The following is a 19,830-nucleotide window of genomic DNA, read 5'->3' on the forward strand; positions in this document are numbered from 1 at the left end:
GATTTTCTACCTGTTAAACAGAAGAATTAAACTGCAACGGCTTGCTGCAGTCTGCCGGCCCCTGCTCGGGTATCCATTTTTCAAACGCTGTTTTTAGTTTTGGCTGCAAGTTAACCGCTGCCTCTATTAGGCGCGGTATATGTCTTCTACCGTCGATATCAAGGGCTTAAGTTGCCCAACCTTTTCGGAGTTTGATTGCCATGCGATTTTCCATTCTTGCAGTCCTGCTAACTAGCATCGCGCTTGTGCAGCCTGCCTTGGCGGCCCCAAAAACCTACGAGAAGATAACAGTCGCTACTGAGGGCGCATACGCTCCGTGGAATTTCATGGGCCCCGACGGAAAATTGGGAGGCTACGAAATTGACCTGACGCACGAGCTGTGTAATCGCATGAAGATTAAATGCGATATCGTCGCTCAGGACTGGGACGGGATTATTCCTGGGCTGAACGCTGGGAAATACGACGCAATCGTAGCATCCATGGGTGTTACTCCGGCACGCGAAAAAGTTGTCGCATTTTCAATCCCATACACTCAGGCGCCGAATGGATTTATGACGTTAAAGTCAAGTCCATTGGCTGGGATGCCTGACTTGAACAAAGTTTTCAATCTCAGTAAGGACGAAGACGCCGCTAAAAAGGAAATCGTTAAGCTCCGTCCTCTGCTCTCCGGGAAAATATTGGGTGTTCAAAGCGCAAGTACGGCTGCCAATTTTGCCGACAAATATCTGAAAGACTTCATGGAAGTTCGGGAGTATAAGACCATCGAGCAGCATAATCTCGACCTTCAGGCTGGTCGCGTTGATTTGGTCATGGCGAATATCACCGTCCTTAACAAGGCAGCTAGCCAGCCAGACATGAAAGACGCAGCTCTAGTAGGCCCTCGATTCCTCGGGGGTGTAATTGGGGTTGGCACGACTAATGTCGCTTTGCGAAAAGATGACACTGATTTGAAAGCGATGTTTGACCAGGCGATTAAATCGGTGAACGACGACGGTACGAATCGCCGGTTGATGCAGAAGTGGTTCGGGTTGGACTTGTCGCCGCAGAACTGATTCCTTTGCGTTCACGGGAAGCGACGGCTCTTGTAGTCGTCGCTGTCTTACCGAAAGTTTTGCGGATTTCGAATTTCAAATGGCAATGTTCACCAGGCTTGAGCCTCCAACTAAAGTAATTCAGTTCACGTTCGATGGAGAGCTCGTCAACGCCGCGGAAGGAGACACGGTCGCTGCCGCGCTTCTGGCCCATGGAGTCGAACGTTTCCGTACTACTCCTGTCACCGGCGCTCCGCGCCAACCTCATTGCATGATTGGCAACTGTTTCGATTGCATAGTCGAGATTGATGGCGTGGCTAATTGCCAGGCATGTTTAGTTACTGCAAAGCCGAGAATGAACGTGACGCATCAGGATGGTCCGGGCGAAATGGAGCTGCTATGAAAATTGCCGACCGTGCTGAATGCGAGCTGGTAGTTGTCGGTGGAGGACCTGCCGGTTTGGCTGCTGCGACACTCGCGGCAGAACTCAATATTGACACCGTCATTCTGGACGAGCAGGAGGCTCCGGGCGGCCAGATTTATCGAGCCGTCGAACGTCGGTCGAGTCACGGTGACCGCGTAGCTCCACTGCTTGGTCCCGACTTTCGCTTGGGATTGGATTTGGTTAAGGCATTCCGTCACAGTGGGGCGACATATGCGCCTGCTTCAGCTGTGTGGCAGGTCACGCCAGACGGCGTAGTGGGAATTACTCAACAAGGTGAAGCCTCGTTGCTTCGCAGCCGTCATGTCATCCTGGCAACCGGTGCGATGGAACGCCCAGTTCCTGTGTCTGGGTGGACGTTGCCTGGCGTCATGGGCGCCGGCGCCGCACAAACGCTGCTGAAGTCTTCGGGGATTGTACCATCAGAAGCCACGGTTATTGCCGGATGTGGCCCGTTGCCGTTGCTGGTGGCTGCTCAGTTGCTCGAGGCTGGTGCTCCCCTCAAGGCCGTCCTCATAACGACTCCAAGGATGTTGCCTGTTCAGGCCCTGTACCAGCTTCCTTGGGCGCTGACACAATTCAACGAGATTCGTAAAGGGCTGTCTTGGATGCGTCGTTTGCGTGCTGCTGGCGTCGCTATCTATCACGGTGTCTCTGACGTGGTGGCCGAAGGGGCGGCCAAGCTAGACCTTGTATCGTTTACTGCCTCGGGTAAGTCCATGAGCATCCCCGCGTCGGTCCTTCTGTTGCACGATGGAGTGGTGCCGAACGTTCAACTGAGTCGGTCGGCAGGCTGCCGCCACGTTTGGGACGAAGCCCAGCTCACTTGGCGACCAATCGTTGATGAATGGGGTGCGACAAGCCAGGAGCGCATCTCCATCGCTGGAGACGGGCAGCGCATACTCGGCGCAAAAGCGGCGGAGCCCCTTGGACGGCTGGCCGCGCTTGATGCAGCGTGCCGCCTCGGTCGGATTAGCGTCAAGGAGCGCGACGCTCGCGCGGAAGAGCATCGCAAGCTTCTGAAACGACTGATGCGGATTCGTCCCTTTCTCGACCGTGCTTTTCCTCCCTCGTTGGTCAAACCGCTTCCTAAGGGCAACACCATTGTCTGCCGATGCGAGGAGATTTCTGCCTCATTTCTCCGGGAGACCATTCGCGATGGGCTGACGGACCCGAATCAGATTAAGTCGCTGACTCGCTGCGGCATGGGTCCGTGCCAAGGACGTATGTGTGGGACGACAGTCGGTCGGATTATCGCCGAGGAACTCGGGAAGTCGGTGGAGCAAGTAGGCCTGTACCGCCCGCGCATACCTGTCAAGCCGGTAACGCTCGGAGCATGGGCCGCCCTGCGTAACGCTGTTAAGGACCCGGCAGCCCAACATACCGGTGAACCTTCTCGACGTGAGCTGTAACCATGAAATCCAGCATACAGAATCATAAGTCCGGTGCTTCGTACGACGCGATTGTCGTTGGCGGTGGTATCCACGGCTGTAGCACTGCCCTGCATCTCGCAAAGAGGGGCCTTTCGGTACTGGTCATCGAGAAAAATACGGTCGGTCGTCACGCGTCGGGAGTCAACGCCGGCGGTGTACGCCAGCTCCTTCGCGATTTCGCTGAAATCCCGCTGTCCATGGCGGCGATGGAGCAATGGTTTCACCTTGAGTCTCTTCTCGGGCCGGAGCTTGCGCCCACCTGTCACTTCATTGGAGACGTCGGTCAGATAGGCGTCGCTGGCGATTCTGGAGAAATGGCATGGTGCGAAAAACGCGTTCGCGAAATGCGCAGCCGTGGCTACGAGTTCGAAGAGTTGTTAGACCGCGAGCAGATTAGAAAGCTTTTGCCGAACGTATCGGACCAGGCAGTTGGCGGAATCATGTCGCGTCGCGACGGTCATGCGAATCCGGCACGTTCGACGCAGGCTTTTCGCTTGCGCGCTGAACAGCTCGGGGCCGTATTCGAGGAGGGCGTCCGCGTGACGGGGTTGCAGCAATCGGGTAATCACTGGGTGGTCGAGACATCGTCGGGCACCCGAAGCGCTCAGGTCGTTGTGAACTGTGGTGGTGCGTGGGGTACCCAACTCGCACGCCTAGCGGGTGACGAGATTCCGTGCGAAACCGTTGGATACACGTTGATGGTGACGGCGCGCCTGCCGAAATTTATCGATACCGTTGTAGTCGGGATTGACCGGACGCTCTCGTTCAAGCAAACCGAGTCAGGGACTGTTGTGATTGGTGGCGGGGTTCCAGCTATCGTCGATATGGCTAACGAAACATCCGAGACCGTCGCGGACCGCATGGTGGAAAGCGCGAGCACAGTGCTCGATTTCTTTCCGTATCTGCGCAACGCACCTGTCGTGCGGACTTGGGGAGGCCTTGAGGCGCTCGCCCCGGACACTATTCCAATAATTGGGCCCAGCGAAGGAGCATCGGGTATCTGGCACGCGTTCGGCTTCTCCGGACATGGATTTCAACTCGCTCCGATTGTCGGTTCTGTGCTCGCCGATTTAATTGTCGACGGAAAATCTGCCTTCTCTTTAGAGGCGTTTAGTCCCACTCGATTTTCGCCCGAGGCCGTCGCGGCAGTTGGAAATTTGCACTAGGGTAAGAACTTGCATGATTGACATGAGAATGAACACATCGCCCACTCCGCGTCTTTCGGCGCCGGCGTGTTGCATGCATAACAAGGCGTTGATTCAGAGCGAGATGGCTGCGTCAACTGCTGAGATTGGATGGAGAGACGGTCGTGTCTGAAACGGACTTTTTTAGCGTGATGGGCTTCGGCCCGGAAGGCTGGGGTGGGCTAATGCTCAGAGCGGCGCTGATGAGCGTTGCCGTCGCCGCCAGCGGATTTCTCATCGGAATGGTTTTTGGCTCCCTCGTATGCTGGGCGCGTCTATCGCAGAGTGCGACAGCTCGCCTCCTGGCTGACGCCTACGCCACCGTTTTACGTGGTGTTCCCGACCTCTTGGTCATCTACCTCTTGTATTTTGGCGGAAGCGCTCTTTTGAGTCACGTTGCAGCGATGTTTGGAAGCAGCGGGTTTGTTTCAGCTCCTACCTTCGCGACGGGTGCTCTCGCCATTGGGTGTGTATCGGGGGCGTACCAGTCGGAAGTGCTCCGAGGTGCATTTCTATCAATTCAAACTGGTCAGCTAGAAGCAGGCCGGGCATACGGCATGAAAACGATGTTGCTCTTGCGCCGAATTATCGTTCCGCAACTCGTACGGTACGCGTTACCCGGAATGGAGAATGTGTGGCAACTGGTGCTTAAGGAGTCGGCACTCATCTCCGTCATTGGGTTGGTAGAGTTGATGCGTCAATCGGCCATCGGAAGCGGCTCAACGCATCAACCCTTCTATTTCTATGTGACGGCGACGTTGCTCTTCCTCGCGATATCGTCTGTGACGGGCTGGGGATTCAGACGCGTCGAGGCGCGCGCGTTCCGCGGAGTGCGGAGGGCATGATGGACTTTCAATTTGTCGCTGACACTGTTCTCAGCTTACTCTCCGGCGTTCCAAAGACACTGCAGCTTGCCGCTATTTCGATATCAGTAGGCGCGGTCTTGGCGGTCATCCTGGCTTGCTTACGGCTCTATGGGCCGTGGCCAGTCAGGACGCTAGTAAGGGGCTATGTCTTCGCGTTTCGTGGAACACCGCTTTTGGTGCAGATATTCCTGATTTATTACGGCTTAGGCCAACTTTCGGCCGTTCGACACAGCTTCTTGTGGGTGTACTTGCGAGAGCCCTTCTGGTGTGCAGTGCTCGCACTGGCCCTCAACACCGCAGCTTACGGAGCTGAAATCATTCGCGGCGGTATCTTGTCTGTTCCGTACGGTCAAGTTGAAGCTGCTTGGGCATGTGGCATGTCGGGACTACAAACCTTTCGACGGATAATTTTCCCCGTCGCATTGCGACAGGCTCTTCCCGCCTACAGTAACGAGATTATCTTAATGGTTAAGTCGACCTCGTTAGCGAGCATTATCACGCTGATGGAGGTCACAGGCATCGCTTACAAGATAATTTCGGAGACCTACAACGCTGTACCGGTGTTTGTCTGTGCCGGTGGCATCTACCTGTTCATAAATTTTATTGTGACGCGAGTGCTGCAATACTTCGAGAGACGGCTGACTCCTCATTTGCGGCGCAGGTCAGACGCCTCGAAGGAAACAAAAGGTCGAATCAAGGGTGCATCAATTGGTTAGCAGGAGCCGTTTGACCACTTCAGAGGGTTTGAAGCTGACCGTTTGAGATAATCTCCGTCCGCAAGTGGTCACAGAGTCCGCGCATGTAGGCGTTGCCTTCTCTCGGCACCGCGGACGCTTCGACGCCGGACACTAATTCTGCGCTGTATCTGTCATTACCGTTCCCGCCAGTCGCGCGCCCCAGGGCGCTGAGTGGCACGGGGTCAAGTACGCTCGTGTTGAGTGAACTTCATGATATTGCACCGGATGGAGCCCACACCATCTGGAGATTTATAAGTATCGTCAAAGGAACACCATGTTGCCCCATACGACTCAAGGCGAAGCTCGCAAGCTGGCGGTTCACGACATCCACAAACGCTTCGGTGACAACGAAGTGCTGAAAGGCGTATCCCTCAACGCCAACAAAGGCGACGTCATCAGCATCATCGGCGCGAGTGGCTCCGGTAAAAGCACCTTCTTGCGCTGCATAAACTTCCTCGAAAGGCCGAACGCAGGCCGAATCATTGTCGACGGCGAAGAGGTGAAGACTAAGGCCGACAAGATTGGGAACCTCGATGTCGCGGACCACAAACAGCTGCAACGCATGCGAACCAAGCTCTCGATGGTGTTCCAGCACTTCAACCTGTGGGCGCACATGAACGTGCTCGAGAACATTATCGAGGCACCGATTCATGTCCTTGGACTGTCGCGTCGCGAAGCGGAGGAGCGCGCGCGCACTTTCCTCGAGAAAGTTGGTCTTCCTGCGCGCGTTGAGAAGCAATATCCGTCGCATTTGTCGGGTGGTCAACAGCAGCGGGTGGCAATAGCGCGCGCCCTCGCGATGAATCCCGACGTCATGCTTTTCGATGAACCTACCTCAGCGCTCGACCCCGAACTGGTTGGCGAAGTTCTGAAAGTGATGCAGAAGCTTGCCGAAGAAGGTCGGACGATGATTGTGGTCACGCACGAGATGGGTTTTGCGCGCAATGTGTCCAACCGTGTGATGTTCTTGCACCAAGGGCGCACTGAAGAAGAAGGCTCGCCAGACGAAGTACTCAGCGCCCCGCGTAGCGACCGATTGAAGCAGTTTCTGTCTGGCAGTCTCAAGTGAGCCACACACGTTGCAGAGTGATGGGCCGCACAACCTCGCACGTTGGGTGGGGCCGACGAGATTCAGGCGGCAGTAGTTGCGGTGCCACCGCCTCGATATCCGACGCGGACGCAATCATCGATTCGCTGACCGTTGCAAACGAGACGGACGGCTCCTCGCTCTAACGCGTGAGACTCGCAGAATAGACGTGTCAAATGCGTGCGGTGGAGGACGGACTCTGAAATTGCCGATAGTAGGTACAAGCTATCAGCGAAATCAGACAAACTTCGCCGCTAAAACGGCCGTAATCTCAAAGTACGTTTTGCGGCCGACCCTTGAACACACTCTCTGCTGGCTAGTGTTCGTAGCGTGACTGCAAGCATTCCTGGTGGACCAGTCTTACCCGCTTTACCCACGCAGACAAATAAAAACGTTGCAAGTAGTTATTTCAAATAAAACAGTTTGGAGAACTTATGAAAAAGAGAATTCTTGCGGCACTTGTGATTTCCACTTTCGCGGCCCCCGCTTTCGCCCAAAACAGCGTGACGCTTTACGGGTTGATTGACGAAGGCTTTGATTACACCAATAACGTCGCAGGCGGCAAGGTGTACGAACTCCAGAGTGGTTTCGCCCAAGGTAGCCGATTTGGCCTTAAAGGGGCAGAGGACCTTGGTGGCGGCCTGAAGGCCGTGTTCCAGTTGGAGAATGGCTTTAATGTCAACAATGGAAAACTCGGGCAGGGCGGCCTGATGTTTGGCCGTCAAGCGTACGTAGGTATCTCGTCAAGCCAGTGGGGCTCGGTTACGTTGGGTCGACAGTACGACTCCGTCGTAGACTTTCTGGCGCAGACTACGGCAAACGGCAACTGGGCGGGCTATCTGTTTTCCCACCCGTATGACAACGACAACACGGACAACTCGTTCCGCGTCAATAACACGGTGAAGTACACGAGTCCCGAAATTGCCGGGCTGCAGTTTGGCGGCACGTATAGCTTCAGTAACGACACTAACTTCGCCAACAATCGCCAGTACAGCGTTGGCGCACAGTACACCAACGGTGGCTTGCTTCTCGCAGCGGCGTACCTGCAGGCCAATAATCCGTCGGCGACAGCAGGCGGTGCTATCAATAACGGAGGCGACGAGAATTTCGTAGGAAGCAAGCTGCGAATCTTCGGCGCGGGAGCTAGCTATACGTTCGGGTCGGCCAACGTCGGCGTCTCGTACACGAACACGTACGTCGCAAACCCGACCACTTCCGGATACGTCGGAGACATCACTCTGCCCACAGGTACGCTGTCGAGCCTACGATTCCAGAACTTCGAGATTAACGGCAAGTACCAGTTCACGCCGGCGTTCTATGTGGGTGCGATGTACACATACACTCGCACCGACTTCAACAGTACCGCGGGGAAGCTTAACCCAAGCTATGAGATGGTTGGGTTGATGGCCGACTACAACCTCTCAAAGCGCACTGACATCTATCTACAAGGCGCTTACCAGCACGTAGGTGGCGACCGTACGGGTACCGTCCTCGACTTTGCCATTGTGCCTGGTGCCGATAACGTCTCCTCCACGCGAAATCAGGTGGTCGCGCGAGTCGCTATCCGTCATAAGTTTTAACTAGGCCAATCGGGAGCGTGCTTGAGGTTTGAGCTCTCGCTCCCGATGAACCCAAATAGCAGTGTCGGCGTCGCGACTCTGTCGGTTGAGGGTGCCGCAAAGCCAATCTCGAGTCAGCTGGTTGGCCAGCGTCGCGCACATCGATATGTGTCCGTTCTCGCCTTCTCCGTGGAATTGAAGCGTCTGATACTCGTCACACAGGAAAATACATGCAGATTGTTGACCAACGCGAAACCGCCGCCCGCCTGCCTGCCTCGAAACTGATTGCCGCACTTGAGCAGATGTTTGTTGAGGGTTGCGAGGTGCCGCTGCGACAATCACACAAAATCGAATCCGCTTCCGGCGAGTCGGATGGAACACTCCTCTTGATGCCCGCGTGGCAGAAAGGAAGAAGGTTGGGCGTGAAAACCGTGTCCATCTATCCGAACAATCGCTCTCGAGGTTTGCCTGGTCTGCATTCCACGTACATTCTGTTCGACGCCGAAACCGGTGCGCCGCTTGCCATGCTGGACGGTGACACCATCACGTCGCGACGCACGGCAGCAGCGTCGGCACTCGCCGCGCGCTACCTGAGCCGAGCGGACGCGTCGACGCTCCTGCTGCTCGGAAGTGGCCGCGTCGGCTCGTTGATTCCCGAAGCGTACACGGCGGTGCGCCCAATACAGAAAGTGATGGTGTGGGATATAGACAGCAATAGCGCCGCCTCGCTTGTGGAAAATCTGAATCATGCTGGCATGGTCGCTACGGTCACGACGGACCTCGAGTGCGCCGTCGCGCAAGCCGATGTCGTGTCGTGTGCGACGCTTTCTATGAGCCCATTGATTCACGGCAAGTGGCTTCGCCCAGGAACCCACCTAGACCTTATCGGAGGCTTTACTCCGACCATGCGTGAAAGCGATAACGACTGCTATGTCGGCACGTCGGTTTTCATCGACACGGATGAGGCGCTCGCGAAGGCAGGTGACCTTCTTGAACCTATCAAGGCAGGGGTATTTCAGAAGGGAGCGGTGTGCGCCCGCCTTGAGCAGCTATGCCGGAAAGAGCATCCCGGGCGGAAAGCCAATGATGAAATCACGTTGTTCAAAGCAGTCGGTACCGCACTCGAGGACCTCGCAGCAGCATGCACGGCCATGTGACGTCCGTTAGGCAGACCGGGCATCGGCCGTCGTCTAATGCCGACAACCCCGCCGCGTCAATCTGAGCGGGGGAATGTCCAATCCGTTTGCAGAGGCGTTCATCCCTCAGTGAGCTTGCACGCCTCTCTCATTCAGAGGCACGTTCTCCAGTTCTATGGTCGACCACGAAATGATATCAGTGAGTGGGACCGTATGTGAATGAATGGGTCCAACCGGTGAATAAATCGCGCATAACTTGTCGGTGCAAGAAATGGGTACTCCAGACACAAGTCCCGCCTTGTCACGAACGATTTCCACGAACTTCATCTGGTGTGCCTTCATTTCATCGAGGTCCCATTGCCGAATCGCGGCCATTGCTTTTACGGCATCGTTTTCACCTCGATAGCGAACAGGCCCGAGGAGACCAAGCGGCACGACACTGCACATAAGCAAAACAAAAATCACAATTGCTGCCACCCAGAAAAACATCACTTCGGTCGTGACCAAGTTTATCGATTCACCCCCGTTGACCGTGACAGGCTTTGTCGCCTGCTTCAAAGCCGCGCGATGCTTCACAAAATTGCCTGCAAAGAAGACTACTGCGAGCAACACGGCGAAGACGACGAACAACCCAAGCAGAGGTACAAGATAGTCCTCTTGCGCGTAGTAGCCTAGGTAAATGAGGTCGTCGGCGCTCCACGGTAACGCGTCTGGCTGGAAACCAAAACCGAGCAAATAGCCAAGTCGATACGCGTGCCCCGCATTGCGCAGTAGCCATAGAAAGATTGCGCCAGTGAGAGCAAAGCCGCTGATAATGACCGCTGCAAGCGGTATCGCAGGAAGCGAAGAGCGCGAAGTGACCTCGTCAGTTTTCGAACTCTGCTGCGAGATAGGTGCTAGTGTTTTTTTGCTTGGTTGTGTGCTCATGAATCGTAGATATCCGTTCTCTATGGAGCATCGCACGACCGTATCCGCCGCTGTCTGCGTTCTTTAGGTAGTCACTGCTGCATAGTTCTAACGGTTACTCGCTCTTAAACTTTAATGTGTTCGTTGGCCGTGCGGGCTTGAGTACCCACAGTTGACTCATGAAGTTTGGCAAGCCTTCGATGCAGATATGGCACCCGATTGGCCTTATGTGTCATAGTGCGGTCAATATCAACTTGGGGGGAAAATGACTACTCTTGAAAAGGTACAGGCACAAATAGCAAAGCTGCAGGCGCAAGCCGAAGCGCTTGTTGTAAAGCAATCGTCGGGCGTCATCGAAAGGATTCGCGAGTTGATGGCGAAGCATGGCCTGACCACCGCAGACATTGACGCGCACGCTGGCGGCAAGCAACGCTCCACGAAAGCAACTGCTAAGACCGTGAGCAAAGGTAGCGCGGCTGTGTTCAAGTATCGCGACCCGAAGAGTGGTGCAACCTGGACCGGACACGGCCGGGCTCCAAGTTGGATTGCCACCGCGAAGAACCGAGACAAGTTCCTGGTTGACGGAAGTACGGCGACAACGAAACCGGCTTTTGTTAGCAAATCGAAGGCTGCTGACAACTATGTCCGTGGGCCGCAGCCGGCGATGTATCAGGACCCAACGTCGGGCGCGACATGGAGCGGTCGTGGGCGCGCTCCGGCATGGATTGCCGAAGCCAAAGACCGAAGCAAATTCCTGATTGCAGGCGGCGCTAAAGCGACTGTCGCGACGCCCGCGGGTGCCGTGAGCAAGGCGAAAACTGCGGTGAAGAAGACCTCGAAGGCAGTTGGTGCGGCTTCTACCAAGGGTCAGCCGAAAGGTCAGCAGCCGGCTAAGTATCGCGACCCGAAGTCAGGCGCGACCTGGAGCGGACGCGGTCCGGCTCCGGCGTGGCTAGCCGGTGCGAAAGACCGCACGAAGTTTTTGATTGATGGCGCCGGTGCAGCGGCCGATGCAAAACCGGCGGTCACGAAGGCTGTCGCGAAGAAGGCCCCGACTGCGAAGAAGGCCGTGAGCGCGAAGGTTCCGGTTAAGAAGGCGCCGGCGAAAAGAGCGCCGCGCAAGAGCGTGGCCGTGCCCGCTCCGGTGGCCACAGTCGAGTCCAGCGCCGCGTTAACGACCTAAATGTAGTTGTCAGATGCCCGGTGGACCAGCAATTCTCTGGTTCCATCGGGTACACCAAGCCGACGACGTTTTATTGCGCCTGTGCTGCCTGACGTTCCGCGGCTTGCTGTTGAGCGTGCTGCTTTGCAAGGTGCCTGCCGACCATGCAGCCGCCGACCGCACCAACCACAGCATGGTGCCCCGCGTAGTGCCCGGCGACCCCACCCACCACCGCGCCCTTGAGGCAGCCTGCGGCGTTTGCCGTGCCCGCCGTTGCGAAGACCAGCGTCGTTGCAATCAAGGAGATTCGTATCGGGCTCGTTTTCATTCGAAAGTACTCCGAGGTCGGGTTTTTCGGATGTGGCGCTAACAGGCGTCGTTTCAATACCCGCGCCAATCACGATGCTCGCGCCACTCGTGTTCACGCCATTCCTGGCGGCGCCATTCACGTTCACGCCACTCGCGACGTTCGCGCCATTCACGGGCTCGCCAGTCTTCGTCACCGCCGTACCTGACGGCGACAGGTGCGGGAGCATACACAACGGGAGGTGGCGGTGCGTACACCGGTTCTGCAGGCGCATACACGGCACCGGGGATGCCCAATCCAATGGCGACGTCGACCTGTGCCGATGCTGCCGTTGATGCTACTAGTACTGCCAGACCGAGCGCTGCGCCGAGAATTTTCTTGTTCATCTTCGCTACTCCTCGCACATTGAGTGCAATGTCAGTGACTACGGCTCGGAGTGTAAGGAGCGATGTCGGACACATGTGAAACGGCGGTGCGAGATTCGTAACATGGGGTTACTCCTGAAGGCGCACGTGGGCGGTACGCCTTTAGAACCTCCAGCTGTACCGTGTGGTAAGCGAATAGGGTAGCGCTGCCACGCCACTGACCTTGAACAGTCATGTGACGCGAGCCGAGTCTTCTCCCGCTCGCTTAAGTTGTCGACACAGCTGCCGATATTCAGAGTGCCACCTCTGCATTCAAACTGGAAAATAAAATGCGCACTCTGGTTTCCCTGGTCGCCGCCGTCTCGGCGCTGGTCGTCCTTCCTGGATGCTCCACTACTCAAAGTGTCACCGCTGGTCCGCAGGCGAAAGGCTCGCTGACGACGACAGCGTGCTTTACCACGCACGGCGGCAAGTCGGCTGATATGGACGCTGCAATCCAACGCAACTTGGAAAACCACGGTGTGTCGGTGTCGGTTGCCCCTGCGTGCGACAAAGCCGATATGAATGTCACTTACACCGACAGCTGGTTCTGGGACATCGTTATGTACTTGCGTTCGATGGACATCCGTTTTTATAAGGCGCCAAGCGGCGGCCTTATCGCGTCCGGTCACTGGAAAAATTCTGTTTTGCACCAGTTTCCAAATGCCGACGGCGTCGTCCAAGATTTGATGGACGACATGTTTAAGGAGACTGGCGAGCCCAGCGCGGTAAGAACTAAGGCGGCTCCTAACTAAAAGCAAAAAAAACAGGTGACCAAGGCTCGCTTCCTTGCCGCATTGAACCTTGGACTTTCGGCGGCCGGCTGGTCGATGTCGGAGGCGTTAAAATTTGCGCGGCGATTTTCATACCGACCTGGTGGACAAGGGCGTTGTCAAATCGTGAAGATGCGATTCGACTCGATAATTAAAAAAGAGAAAGGGCAGGCATGCTTCTCTTCATCCTCCTCCAACAGTTGGAACCGAGTCTCAAGCCGAAGGATACGAAGACTCCCTTAGCGCGATGCAATGGTAGGGGGCGTCCGATACGGTCTGGCGTTAATTGCCTTCAGTGTCATCGTCGGCGCACAGGGGCAGCCGATGAAACGTCTGCTAGTTCCAACTAAGAAAACTCAAAATTTACATGGCAATGTCGAGCGTAATGCTAGCTGTACATATTGTAGTAATCTTGCTGGTAGCGGGTCTTTTCTTCGTGCCGATTGGACTAGCGTTCAGACATGGCAGAAATATCAAACGGACGAAAAATGACTGCAAAGACAAAAATCCGGTCAACAGACATTTGCGGGCTATTGACCGGCAGCTTAGAAACGCGCCAGAGTTTGGAGCGCGTGGGGTATGGATAACCGAGTTTTATAGTGCAACGCTGCACGCATTCATGCCGCTCGGAATCTTCGCGGCATTGCTTACAGCGCCCTTCTTTTTCGATTTGTCGGCGTCATTTCGTGTGTGGTGTTGTTCCTTAACGATTGGAGCCGCGGCAGCTTGCTATCTTTACTATGGTTGGGTCGGCTACAAGCGATTCCGTTACCGCAAGCACCGGCAGAAAATCTGAGTTCGGCCAGAATTACGGCCCGCTTCGATACGATGTCTGGCGAGACCGGCCTTCTAACGGAGCTGGCTCCGCACCGAAGGCGACCCGGCCATAGGTTTTATTTTCCGCTCGAGGTTTGCGCTCACACTACAAGCAAGCATGGGAAACAGATACTCGGCCGTCGAGTGGCCGCGAATGGCACTTCAAGCTCGAAGCTGTGAGAGAGACCTGAATCCAGCAGCTTCATCTCTAGCCGGTATTCGTGCCGGTTTTATCGGTGCTGGTTGCCTCATCGATGCGATGAGCGTCTGTCGCTCGCTTGCCTGCGGCGTCGGCTCTCTCGCTCCTACCGCTGTGCTCTTCAGGTGTCTCGGCTTCTGGTGGCTCTGGAGCTTCCGTCGGTTCAGGCGCTTCCGTGTGCAGAGCCTCCTCGGTGCCTGCGGCGGGCTTCGGAAATGTCGGGGCATCGACCTGGTCGAAATAACGAAACCGGTCGCTCATCACGAGCCAGAATGCTTTTCGGCTTTCCAGGTCAGGCGGCACCTCGAAGCCCAGTTTCTTCTCCAGGGCGCCCAGATAGTTGTCGTATGCGCCCCTGTACGTTTCTCCCCACCAACTGCCGGCAGAGCGAATCGCGAGCAGGTAGCACACCCTCGTCAGTAGCAGGCACACTCCTACCGTGACCACGACTGCGGTGATTGCCGGTTTTGGAAAACTGTTCGAATACGGCAAGGCCACCCGCGCCACTTCGAATAGCGCGACGCCCAGGAGGACCACTGTGAAGCTCAGCCACATGTCTACGTCAGCACGCGCTTCCGCTATAACCTCCAGATAGTCCTTCGAAATGACATCAACAATGCGCGGCCAGATGACAATTGAGCTGGCTCCGTAGACATTGGCCGGATAATCCTCAAAGGCTCGGATTACATTACCCAACCTGGTCCCGAGAATGAAGTCTTCTTCGTCTTCGACATATTCCCGCCGAAGACGAGCGCAGAGCTTGTTTGCACGCAACCGAGCGGCGGTTGCTTCCGCCCTTTTTCGCTCGATTAACTGGGCGTCAGATGCCTGTCGAAGCAGAGGCTCAATTTTATCAGTCGCCTCGAAATATTCGTTGCGGGCGTCGTCATAGGGCTTTTTCAGAGTCCGGTAGCGCACGATTTGGCGATTCACGAAAAATCTGAGGGTAAAAGGCCAGCAATAGCCTTCAAGCACCTTGAATACCGGAATGTTCAGCTGCATCAGAAGAAGTGCTGCAGCCCATAGCGCGAGCAGCGCGGATACAACGTCCCCAAGGCTCTTGTCCCCTTTCTGGGCTGCCTGAATCCATTGCTCGAGTGCTGGAATGTCCTGATTCACCAGGGCGAGCGCCGTCAACCCGAACAACGCTGGAACGAGATATCCCAATATAAAGGGTTTATCGGCAAGCTTGGAGAGGCCGGAAAACATCCGAATCTGTCCGCGTCTCTAAGTACCCGGCCGCTTCGGGGCGCGACCAGAATCACGAATGTCAATCCCAGGTTGCTGCTCGATGCCGGGCCCCTGATTTGGGTCAATGGGTCCGACGTCACCCATATTGGGGTCAACATCTCCTGGCTCTGGCACCGGAAAAATATCTTGGCCGGGGGCAGGAATCGGATTCGGAGTCGAAGGATGCTTTCCCGTTGCGGCGAACATGCCATCCGGCAATCGCGGACCCCACGTGACCTTGCGCAATTGTTCATACGGTTCCATGGTCAGGCTCCTCATATGTGATGGCCTGCGGAAAGTCTAGGAGGCGCCGTGCCATCCCGCAAACGATTAAAAAGCCCCGCAAATGCGTTGCCTGGGGCGAAGCGAAGCTTCAATGGTCGTCGAGGAACTTCATGAGACGCAAACAACGCTCGCGCTCGGTGAGGACCGTATCGCTTTCCTTGGTCTTGCCAATCGAGTGCGCGATGACCGCGTTGCCGGTACCCCGCCTCGTTTTCCGACTGCACGCCTCGAATGCCTACGACAAATTCAGGTCTTGTCTTTGCACAGGATGACGTGCAGCTGACGATGGGGAAGAAGCGAATCTCGATGCAAACAGCATAGCGACAGCCGTAACCTTTGCTGGGAACCATGCAGCGGCAGTGGTTGAACTATTGCAACGTAGGCTTCATGAGCGAACCGAACCCCGAAAGAGGTCGAGCACTGGATTACGTCGTCGAACAACGAGCATTAGACAGCTAGTACATGGCGCTTACGACGGTCGAATTGTCGCCAGTCGCGTGCCAGCGAACGGGTCCCGACTCCAGTCAATTGCCGGACGTCCACGGCTACTCGACGTTGACGATTTCTCAACAGCAAAGTGCGCCAGTGACTGCCCAGCGCTCGTGGCTTGCATCAGCCACTGAGGCATATCGCCCTTGCCATCCCAGCTGTCGCCGAAAGCACTGCGATATCGCGCCGACTTTTGGCGCGTTCTTTCTTCAGCAATTGCCGCCGCGACGTCGCCCACCTTGATGCCAACCTTAGCCATCTTGCGGCGCAGGTAAACGCATGTGAATCTGTGAATGCGCAGGTGAACGCAGTCAACTCTTTCTCCGCAGTGCGGCATACTTGCTACCGGGCCAAAAAAGGAGAAAAAATGTGATTCCGGATAAATCCACCGCGCTGGGGCTTTTCAGCCAACCCATGCAGTACGTCATTCCCGTTTTCCAGCGCGGCTATGTCTGGACGTTGGATGTGCAAGTTGCACCCTTGTGGGCGGACGTCATCGACCGGGTCGACGCCTTGATTGCGCACAAGCAGGCGCTGGCAAGCGGGCATCGGGTAGTTCCGCCACAAACTCATTTTTTCGGCTCGGTAGTTCTGGAGCGGCTCGACGACGAAATGTCCTTTAATCGGGTCAATGCCTACGAGGTTATTGACGGGCAGCAGCGGACGACCACGCTCTACCTGCTGATGCTGGCGTTGCGGAACGTAGCGACCCGCCTGCCAGGAGACGGGCTCGCGAAGACGCTCGGCCCCAAGACTCAGAACGAAGGTGATTTCAATGAGCCCAACGACATGTTCAAAGTCTGGCCGACTGAAGCCGGTCGCGCAGATATTCGCGAACTCACAAATGCGCGTACCGCGGACGAAGTTTGCGGGGCGTACCCGCTGAAGGTCCGGACCGACAAAGGCATGGTTAAGCGGGAACGTCCGCTTATGGTCCAGAGCTACCTGTATCTGCATCACGCAATCTTGGCTTACCTACGCGGTCTCGATTTGAGCGATGCACCGGCCGAGAGCCCGGATGCAACGCTCTCCAATGAATTGATTAACTGCATTCAAAACCATGAGGTGGTCCAAGAGTTCAGCGCCGAACTGCCACTCAGCGAGGAAAGGGCGCACGCGATTGTCAAGACACTCGACACACTCTTGCAATTGATGACGCTCAAGCTCGAACTCGCTGACGACCGCCAGGTGATTTTTGAGACGTTAAACGCACGGGGCGCGCCGCTGCTTGCGTCCGACCTTGTGCGCAACTTCATCTTCCTCCAGGCACATCGCGAGGAAACGACGCAGAAACCGCTGGTGCAGCCGCTTTACACGAAGTATTGGAAATCGTTCGACGCCGAGTTGGACTACAAGGGAGAGCCGACGTCCAACAATTGGTGGCGTGTCTTGTACACGCAAGGACGATTGCGACATCCGCGAATCGACCTGTTCTTTTTTCACTACGTCGTGCTTAGGCGTGCCGCCGAGCTTAAGGTCGCCCACGTCTTTCAAGGCTACAAAGAGTGGTGGCACCGGAATCCGCCGTCGCTGGAACCCGAACTCGCGCGAATTCAAAAATCCGCGCAGCATTTTCGCGAATTCATTGAGCCGCAGGGCTATTGCGCTATGGCTGAATTCGCGCGCGTCGTTCACGCGTTAGACGTGAGCACGGTCACCCCGGTCTACCTCTTCCTGCGAGAGAAGTATGACTCGCAGGACGCCCGGCTGGTGGAAGCGCTTCAGGCCCTCGAGTCATACATTGTCCGTCGCGCCATCGTGGGCGCGACTACCAAAGGCTACAACCGTGTATTCCTGAAGCTGCTCGAGCATCTGACTCCTTTGGAGGAGCCTGCGCTCGCAGTCGGGCCGTATCTGGCTGGATTGAGTGGCAAGAGCCAAGAGGCCCCCGCAGATGATGTCTTCAAAGACCGGTGGCTCGAGAGGCCCGTCTACAAGGACCTCCGTCAGGGCAAAGTTTGCGCTATCTTGCGCAGGTTAGAGTTGGCGATGCGAACTCCCAAGCACGAGGCAACGCCGGTGGAGACGTTGACGCTCGAGCATGTATTGCCGCAGACATGGGACACGCTCGATGGGCACTACCCTCTGACCGCAGTCACTCCCGAAGCAAGGATGCTACGTGAAACCTACCTGCACACCTTCGGTAACCTGACGCTGTTGACGGGACCGCTCAACGGTTCGGCCAGCAATTACGAGTTTCAAATCAAGCGCGTGAAAATCTGCGAGAGTCTCTATGTTCTGAACCACTACTTTCAGACTTTCCAAGGTACGTCGTGGAGCGATGCTGACATCCGGGCCCGGGGAGAGCGCCTTTTCGAGACCGCTCTGAAAGTTTGGCCGACGGCGAAGCTTGCCATCGCCGACGAGACCGAAAGGGCTGCATAAGAAACAGCGGCGCCGTCGCTTGGATGCATGAGTTCAAACGAGCTCTCACGGAGCTCGCTTTTCGTTGCGTCAGCATGCGCGATTGGCGTGGTTGACCGCTAACGGGCTCGCAATGCGTCGAGACGGGCGGCACATTTTGCATTCGAACCCCCGCGTTTGTAGGCCTGCATCGCCTTTGTGCTGTCGGGGACGACGTCGCCGTGAGCACTCATGTCCCAGTGCCCCTCCCAGTACAAGCCAAGGTTGTACGCGGCCGACCGATGCCCAAGCTCCAGGGCCGTGGCATATAGGCCCTTGGCCATCTCGAGGTCGGGGTCCATGCCGCGACCAAGCCGCGCACTGTCCGCGAGAGCCGCTGCCGCCATTCCGCGCAGCGGCTCGCTCGCCGTATCGTCCTTCAGCACGTCGCCCAGAATGACATGCCCTCCCTCGTAGTCCGCAGGCCCGCCTGTCTCTGTGACGAGAGACAGTGCAAGCGCGACCCGGAGGGAAGGATGCCGGTCAGGGCCAACCTGTTCAAGCAACCGCCGGCCGAGATAAGGTGCGCCCGACAACGGGCTTGTGAGCAGGCCATTCGCAATGGCCGCGATAGATTCAAGTGAAAGAAAGCCAACCTTGTTTGCCGATACAACGTGCCGGAAGAACTTTTCCACGTCGAGTGAGGGGTCGCACTGGCGAAGTTGTGCCCACTCGCGTTCAATTTGGCCCAACCAGCTGGAATCTACGGACATCAGATTTGGCGTCCTTCGGTGAGCGATGAGAGCAATGATACCTCACCGCTGCTGTCGCTTGACGCCTCATGCATGGCGAGACCGCGTTGGCCACAGCTAGAGTCGATGGCCCTTGCTGCCCTGGAGCCATGCAGGCAACCAGCTTGCGTTCGTTGTACGATTCTTCGGTCGTTCGCGACGACCGTGCTATTGATTCACATGACAGGGGAGTTGTCGGTTCGCTCGGGTTATTACCTACTTGCTCATCTTATCGCCGCGACGGAATCATCGTTCGAACAACCTCGTCAGAGCGTGATGGAGTTCCTGACGACGCGCACCCGCGCGAAGCCGGTGCGACGCGCGCGTCACAGCTAATGCAACGACCACCACGCAGCCAGCAGCCAGCAGCCAGCAGCCAGCAGCCAGGGCGATGATGCAGAGGAAGATAGCGGCACCGGCTGGATGCGCGTCGAGCTGCGCAACGAAGTGGCTGCACGCGTCGATGAGCGCGGCGTATTGCATGACACCGACCGTACGCCGTCGTACCGGCCGGGCCCCCTCTACCGTTTCTGCTGAAACACCCGTGGGTTGCTGCTCGCGCATCTCGTATCACCGTTCCGCCGTTCGGCGCTCGTTGAAGGTGATACGGATTTTTTTACATGTCGCTGCGTTTTCCGATAGACGCCTGC

At 56.4% G+C, this 19,830-nt stretch carries 20 protein-coding genes; 13 read left to right on the forward strand and 7 right to left on the reverse strand.

Features of this window, described 5'->3' with window-relative positions; translation table 11 throughout:
- Positions 1 to 200 precede the first annotated feature (200 nt).
- The 9 genes from KHO31_RS02965 (at position 201) to lhpI (ending at position 9,496) form a co-directional block, all read left to right on the forward strand.
- Positions 201 to 1,052: a transporter substrate-binding domain-containing protein gene (locus KHO31_RS02965; protein WP_211622692.1), complete on the forward strand. Its 852-nt coding sequence runs from the start codon at positions 201 to 203 to the stop codon at positions 1,050 to 1,052.
- A 79-nt stretch (positions 1,053 to 1,131) separates the two neighbouring features.
- Positions 1,132 to 1,434, forward strand: coding sequence for a (2Fe-2S)-binding protein (locus KHO31_RS02970; protein WP_211622694.1), 303 nt, complete (start codon positions 1,132 to 1,134; stop codon positions 1,432 to 1,434).
- Positions 1,431 to 2,885 (forward strand): FAD/NAD(P)-dependent oxidoreductase, encoded by a 1,455-nt coding sequence (locus tag KHO31_RS02975; RefSeq protein WP_211622696.1) that lies wholly within the window; start codon positions 1,431 to 1,433, stop codon positions 2,883 to 2,885. The genes KHO31_RS02970 and KHO31_RS02975 overlap by 4 nt, the downstream gene beginning before the upstream one ends.
- Positions 2,886 to 2,887: 2 nt before the next feature.
- The gene (locus tag KHO31_RS02980) at positions 2,888 to 4,072 is read left to right on the forward strand and encodes an NAD(P)/FAD-dependent oxidoreductase (protein ID WP_211622698.1); all 1,185 of its coding nucleotides are present in this window, start codon (positions 2,888 to 2,890) and stop codon (positions 4,070 to 4,072) included.
- 170 nt (positions 4,073 to 4,242) lie between these two features.
- A complete protein-coding gene (locus KHO31_RS02985; protein WP_211622841.1) occupies positions 4,243 to 4,935 on the forward strand; it encodes an ABC transporter permease in 693 nt (230 codons plus the stop codon).
- Positions 4,932 to 5,672 carry an ABC transporter permease gene (locus KHO31_RS02990; RefSeq protein WP_328822709.1) on the forward strand — a complete coding sequence of 247 codons (741 nt, stop codon included), beginning with the start codon at positions 4,932 to 4,934 and terminating at the stop codon, positions 5,670 to 5,672. Before KHO31_RS02985 ends, KHO31_RS02990 begins: the two co-directional genes overlap by 4 nt.
- A 298-nt stretch (positions 5,673 to 5,970) precedes the next feature.
- Positions 5,971 to 6,762, forward strand: coding sequence for an ABC transporter ATP-binding protein (locus KHO31_RS02995; RefSeq protein WP_328822711.1), 792 nt, complete (start codon positions 5,971 to 5,973; stop codon positions 6,760 to 6,762).
- A 452-nt stretch (positions 6,763 to 7,214) separates the two neighbouring features.
- Entirely contained in the window at positions 7,215 to 8,360 is a 1,146-nt protein-coding gene (locus KHO31_RS03000) for a porin (RefSeq protein WP_211622702.1), read from the forward strand.
- Positions 8,361 to 8,569: 209 nt separating this feature from the next.
- On the forward strand, positions 8,570 to 9,496 hold the full coding sequence (lhpI, locus tag KHO31_RS03005; protein ID WP_211622704.1) for a bifunctional Delta(1)-pyrroline-2-carboxylate/Delta(1)-piperideine-2-carboxylate reductase: 927 nt from the start codon (positions 8,570 to 8,572) through the stop codon (positions 9,494 to 9,496).
- A gap of 105 nt (positions 9,497 to 9,601) precedes the next feature.
- On the opposite strand, the gene KHO31_RS03010 is transcribed toward lhpI, so the two are convergent.
- Positions 9,602 to 10,402: a hypothetical protein gene (locus KHO31_RS03010; RefSeq protein WP_211622706.1), complete on the reverse strand. Its 801-nt coding sequence runs from the start codon at positions 10,400 to 10,402 to the stop codon at positions 9,602 to 9,604.
- Positions 10,403 to 10,646: 244 nt separating this feature from the next.
- Here KHO31_RS03010 and KHO31_RS03015 point away from each other — a divergent pair, with 244 nt between their 5' ends.
- Positions 10,647 to 11,564 (forward strand): H-NS family nucleoid-associated regulatory protein, encoded by a 918-nt coding sequence (locus KHO31_RS03015; RefSeq protein ID WP_211622708.1) that lies wholly within the window; start codon positions 10,647 to 10,649, stop codon positions 11,562 to 11,564.
- Positions 11,565 to 11,634: 70 nt separating this feature from the next.
- Here the strand turns inward: KHO31_RS03015 and KHO31_RS03020 are convergent, their stop codons facing one another.
- Positions 11,635 to 11,871: a hypothetical protein gene (locus KHO31_RS03020; RefSeq protein WP_211622710.1), complete on the reverse strand. Its 237-nt coding sequence runs from the start codon at positions 11,869 to 11,871 to the stop codon at positions 11,635 to 11,637.
- Positions 11,872 to 11,924: 53 nt separating this feature from the next.
- Positions 11,925 to 12,236 (reverse strand): hypothetical protein, encoded by a 312-nt coding sequence (locus KHO31_RS03025; RefSeq protein ID WP_211622712.1) that lies wholly within the window; start codon positions 12,234 to 12,236, stop codon positions 11,925 to 11,927.
- A gap of 308 nt (positions 12,237 to 12,544) precedes the next feature.
- Here KHO31_RS03025 and KHO31_RS03030 point away from each other — a divergent pair, with 308 nt between their 5' ends.
- Together KHO31_RS03030 and KHO31_RS03035 are read left to right on the forward strand one after the other, a co-directional pair.
- Positions 12,545 to 13,009, forward strand: a complete 465-nt coding sequence (locus tag KHO31_RS03030) for a hypothetical protein (RefSeq protein ID WP_211622714.1) — start codon at positions 12,545 to 12,547, stop codon at positions 13,007 to 13,009.
- A gap of 385 nt (positions 13,010 to 13,394) precedes the next feature.
- Complete coding sequence (locus tag KHO31_RS03035) at positions 13,395 to 13,823, forward strand: hypothetical protein (RefSeq protein ID WP_211622715.1); 429 nt, start codon at positions 13,395 to 13,397, stop codon at positions 13,821 to 13,823.
- A gap of 228 nt (positions 13,824 to 14,051) precedes the next feature.
- Here KHO31_RS03035 and KHO31_RS03040 read toward each other — a convergent pair whose 3' ends face one another.
- On the reverse strand, positions 14,052 to 15,251 hold the full coding sequence (locus KHO31_RS03040; protein ID WP_211622717.1) for a hypothetical protein: 1,200 nt from the start codon (positions 15,249 to 15,251) through the stop codon (positions 14,052 to 14,054).
- 775 nt (positions 15,252 to 16,026) lie between these two features.
- Positions 16,027 to 16,305 carry an H-NS family nucleoid-associated regulatory protein gene (locus KHO31_RS03045; protein WP_236071087.1) on the reverse strand — a complete coding sequence of 93 codons (279 nt, stop codon included), beginning with the start codon at positions 16,303 to 16,305 and terminating at the stop codon, positions 16,027 to 16,029.
- Between the two features lie 110 nt (positions 16,306 to 16,415).
- Between KHO31_RS03045 and KHO31_RS03050 the strand changes: the two genes are divergently transcribed.
- On the forward strand, positions 16,416 to 18,431 hold the full coding sequence (locus tag KHO31_RS03050) for a DUF262 domain-containing protein (RefSeq protein WP_211622721.1): 2,016 nt from the start codon (positions 16,416 to 16,418) through the stop codon (positions 18,429 to 18,431).
- 98 nt (positions 18,432 to 18,529) lie between these two features.
- Here the strand turns inward: KHO31_RS03050 and KHO31_RS03055 are convergent, their stop codons facing one another.
- Positions 18,530 to 19,162 (reverse strand): sel1 repeat family protein, encoded by a 633-nt coding sequence (locus tag KHO31_RS03055; RefSeq protein ID WP_211622723.1) that lies wholly within the window; start codon positions 19,160 to 19,162, stop codon positions 18,530 to 18,532.
- Between the two features lie 264 nt (positions 19,163 to 19,426).
- Positions 19,427 to 19,744, reverse strand: coding sequence for a hypothetical protein (locus tag KHO31_RS03060; RefSeq protein ID WP_211622725.1), 318 nt, complete (start codon positions 19,742 to 19,744; stop codon positions 19,427 to 19,429).
- Between the last annotated feature and the right edge of the window lie 86 nt (positions 19,745 to 19,830).

Origin of the sequence: Paraburkholderia domus, assembly GCF_905220705.1 — a bacterium.
GTDB classification, from domain to species: domain Bacteria; phylum Pseudomonadota; class Gammaproteobacteria; order Burkholderiales; family Burkholderiaceae; genus Paraburkholderia; species Paraburkholderia domus.

Excerpts from the sequence above, each read along its gene's own strand:
- KHO31_RS02975 (WP_211622696.1), top strand. The coding sequence starts at position 1,431 with ATGAAAATTGCCGACCGTGCTGAATGCGAGCTGGTAGTTGTCGGTGGA.
- KHO31_RS02990 (WP_328822709.1), top strand. The coding sequence starts at position 4,932 with ATGATGGACTTTCAATTTGTCGCTGACACTGTTCTCAGCTTACTCTCC.
- KHO31_RS02970 (WP_211622694.1), top strand. The coding sequence starts at position 1,132 with ATGGCAATGTTCACCAGGCTTGAGCCTCCAACTAAAGTAATTCAGTTC.
- KHO31_RS02985 (WP_211622841.1), top strand. The coding sequence starts at position 4,243 with ATGGGCTTCGGCCCGGAAGGCTGGGGTGGGCTAATGCTCAGAGCGGCG.
- KHO31_RS03010 (WP_211622706.1), bottom strand. The coding sequence starts at position 10,402 with ATGAGCACACAACCAAGCAAAAAAACACTAGCACCTATCTCGCAGCAG.
- KHO31_RS02965 (WP_211622692.1), top strand. The coding sequence starts at position 201 with ATGCGATTTTCCATTCTTGCAGTCCTGCTAACTAGCATCGCGCTTGTG.
- KHO31_RS03055 (WP_211622723.1), bottom strand. The coding sequence starts at position 19,162 with ATGTCCGTAGATTCCAGCTGGTTGGGCCAAATTGAACGCGAGTGGGCA.
- KHO31_RS03000 (WP_211622702.1), top strand. The coding sequence starts at position 7,215 with ATGAAAAAGAGAATTCTTGCGGCACTTGTGATTTCCACTTTCGCGGCC.
- KHO31_RS03025 (WP_211622712.1), bottom strand. The coding sequence starts at position 12,236 with ATGAACAAGAAAATTCTCGGCGCAGCGCTCGGTCTGGCAGTACTAGTA.
- KHO31_RS03060 (WP_211622725.1), bottom strand. The coding sequence starts at position 19,744 with ATGCGCGAGCAGCAACCCACGGGTGTTTCAGCAGAAACGGTAGAGGGG.
- KHO31_RS03040 (WP_211622717.1), bottom strand. The coding sequence starts at position 15,251 with ATGTTTTCCGGCCTCTCCAAGCTTGCCGATAAACCCTTTATATTGGGA.
- KHO31_RS03015 (WP_211622708.1), top strand. The coding sequence starts at position 10,647 with ATGACTACTCTTGAAAAGGTACAGGCACAAATAGCAAAGCTGCAGGCG.
- KHO31_RS02980 (WP_211622698.1), top strand. The coding sequence starts at position 2,888 with ATGAAATCCAGCATACAGAATCATAAGTCCGGTGCTTCGTACGACGCG.
- KHO31_RS03030 (WP_211622714.1), top strand. The coding sequence starts at position 12,545 with ATGCGCACTCTGGTTTCCCTGGTCGCCGCCGTCTCGGCGCTGGTCGTC.
- KHO31_RS03035 (WP_211622715.1), top strand. The coding sequence starts at position 13,395 with ATGGCAATGTCGAGCGTAATGCTAGCTGTACATATTGTAGTAATCTTG.
- KHO31_RS03020 (WP_211622710.1), bottom strand. The coding sequence starts at position 11,871 with ATGAAAACGAGCCCGATACGAATCTCCTTGATTGCAACGACGCTGGTC.
- lhpI (WP_211622704.1), top strand. The coding sequence starts at position 8,570 with ATGCAGATTGTTGACCAACGCGAAACCGCCGCCCGCCTGCCTGCCTCG.
- KHO31_RS03045 (WP_236071087.1), bottom strand. The coding sequence starts at position 16,305 with ATGGCTAAGGTTGGCATCAAGGTGGGCGACGTCGCGGCGGCAATTGCT.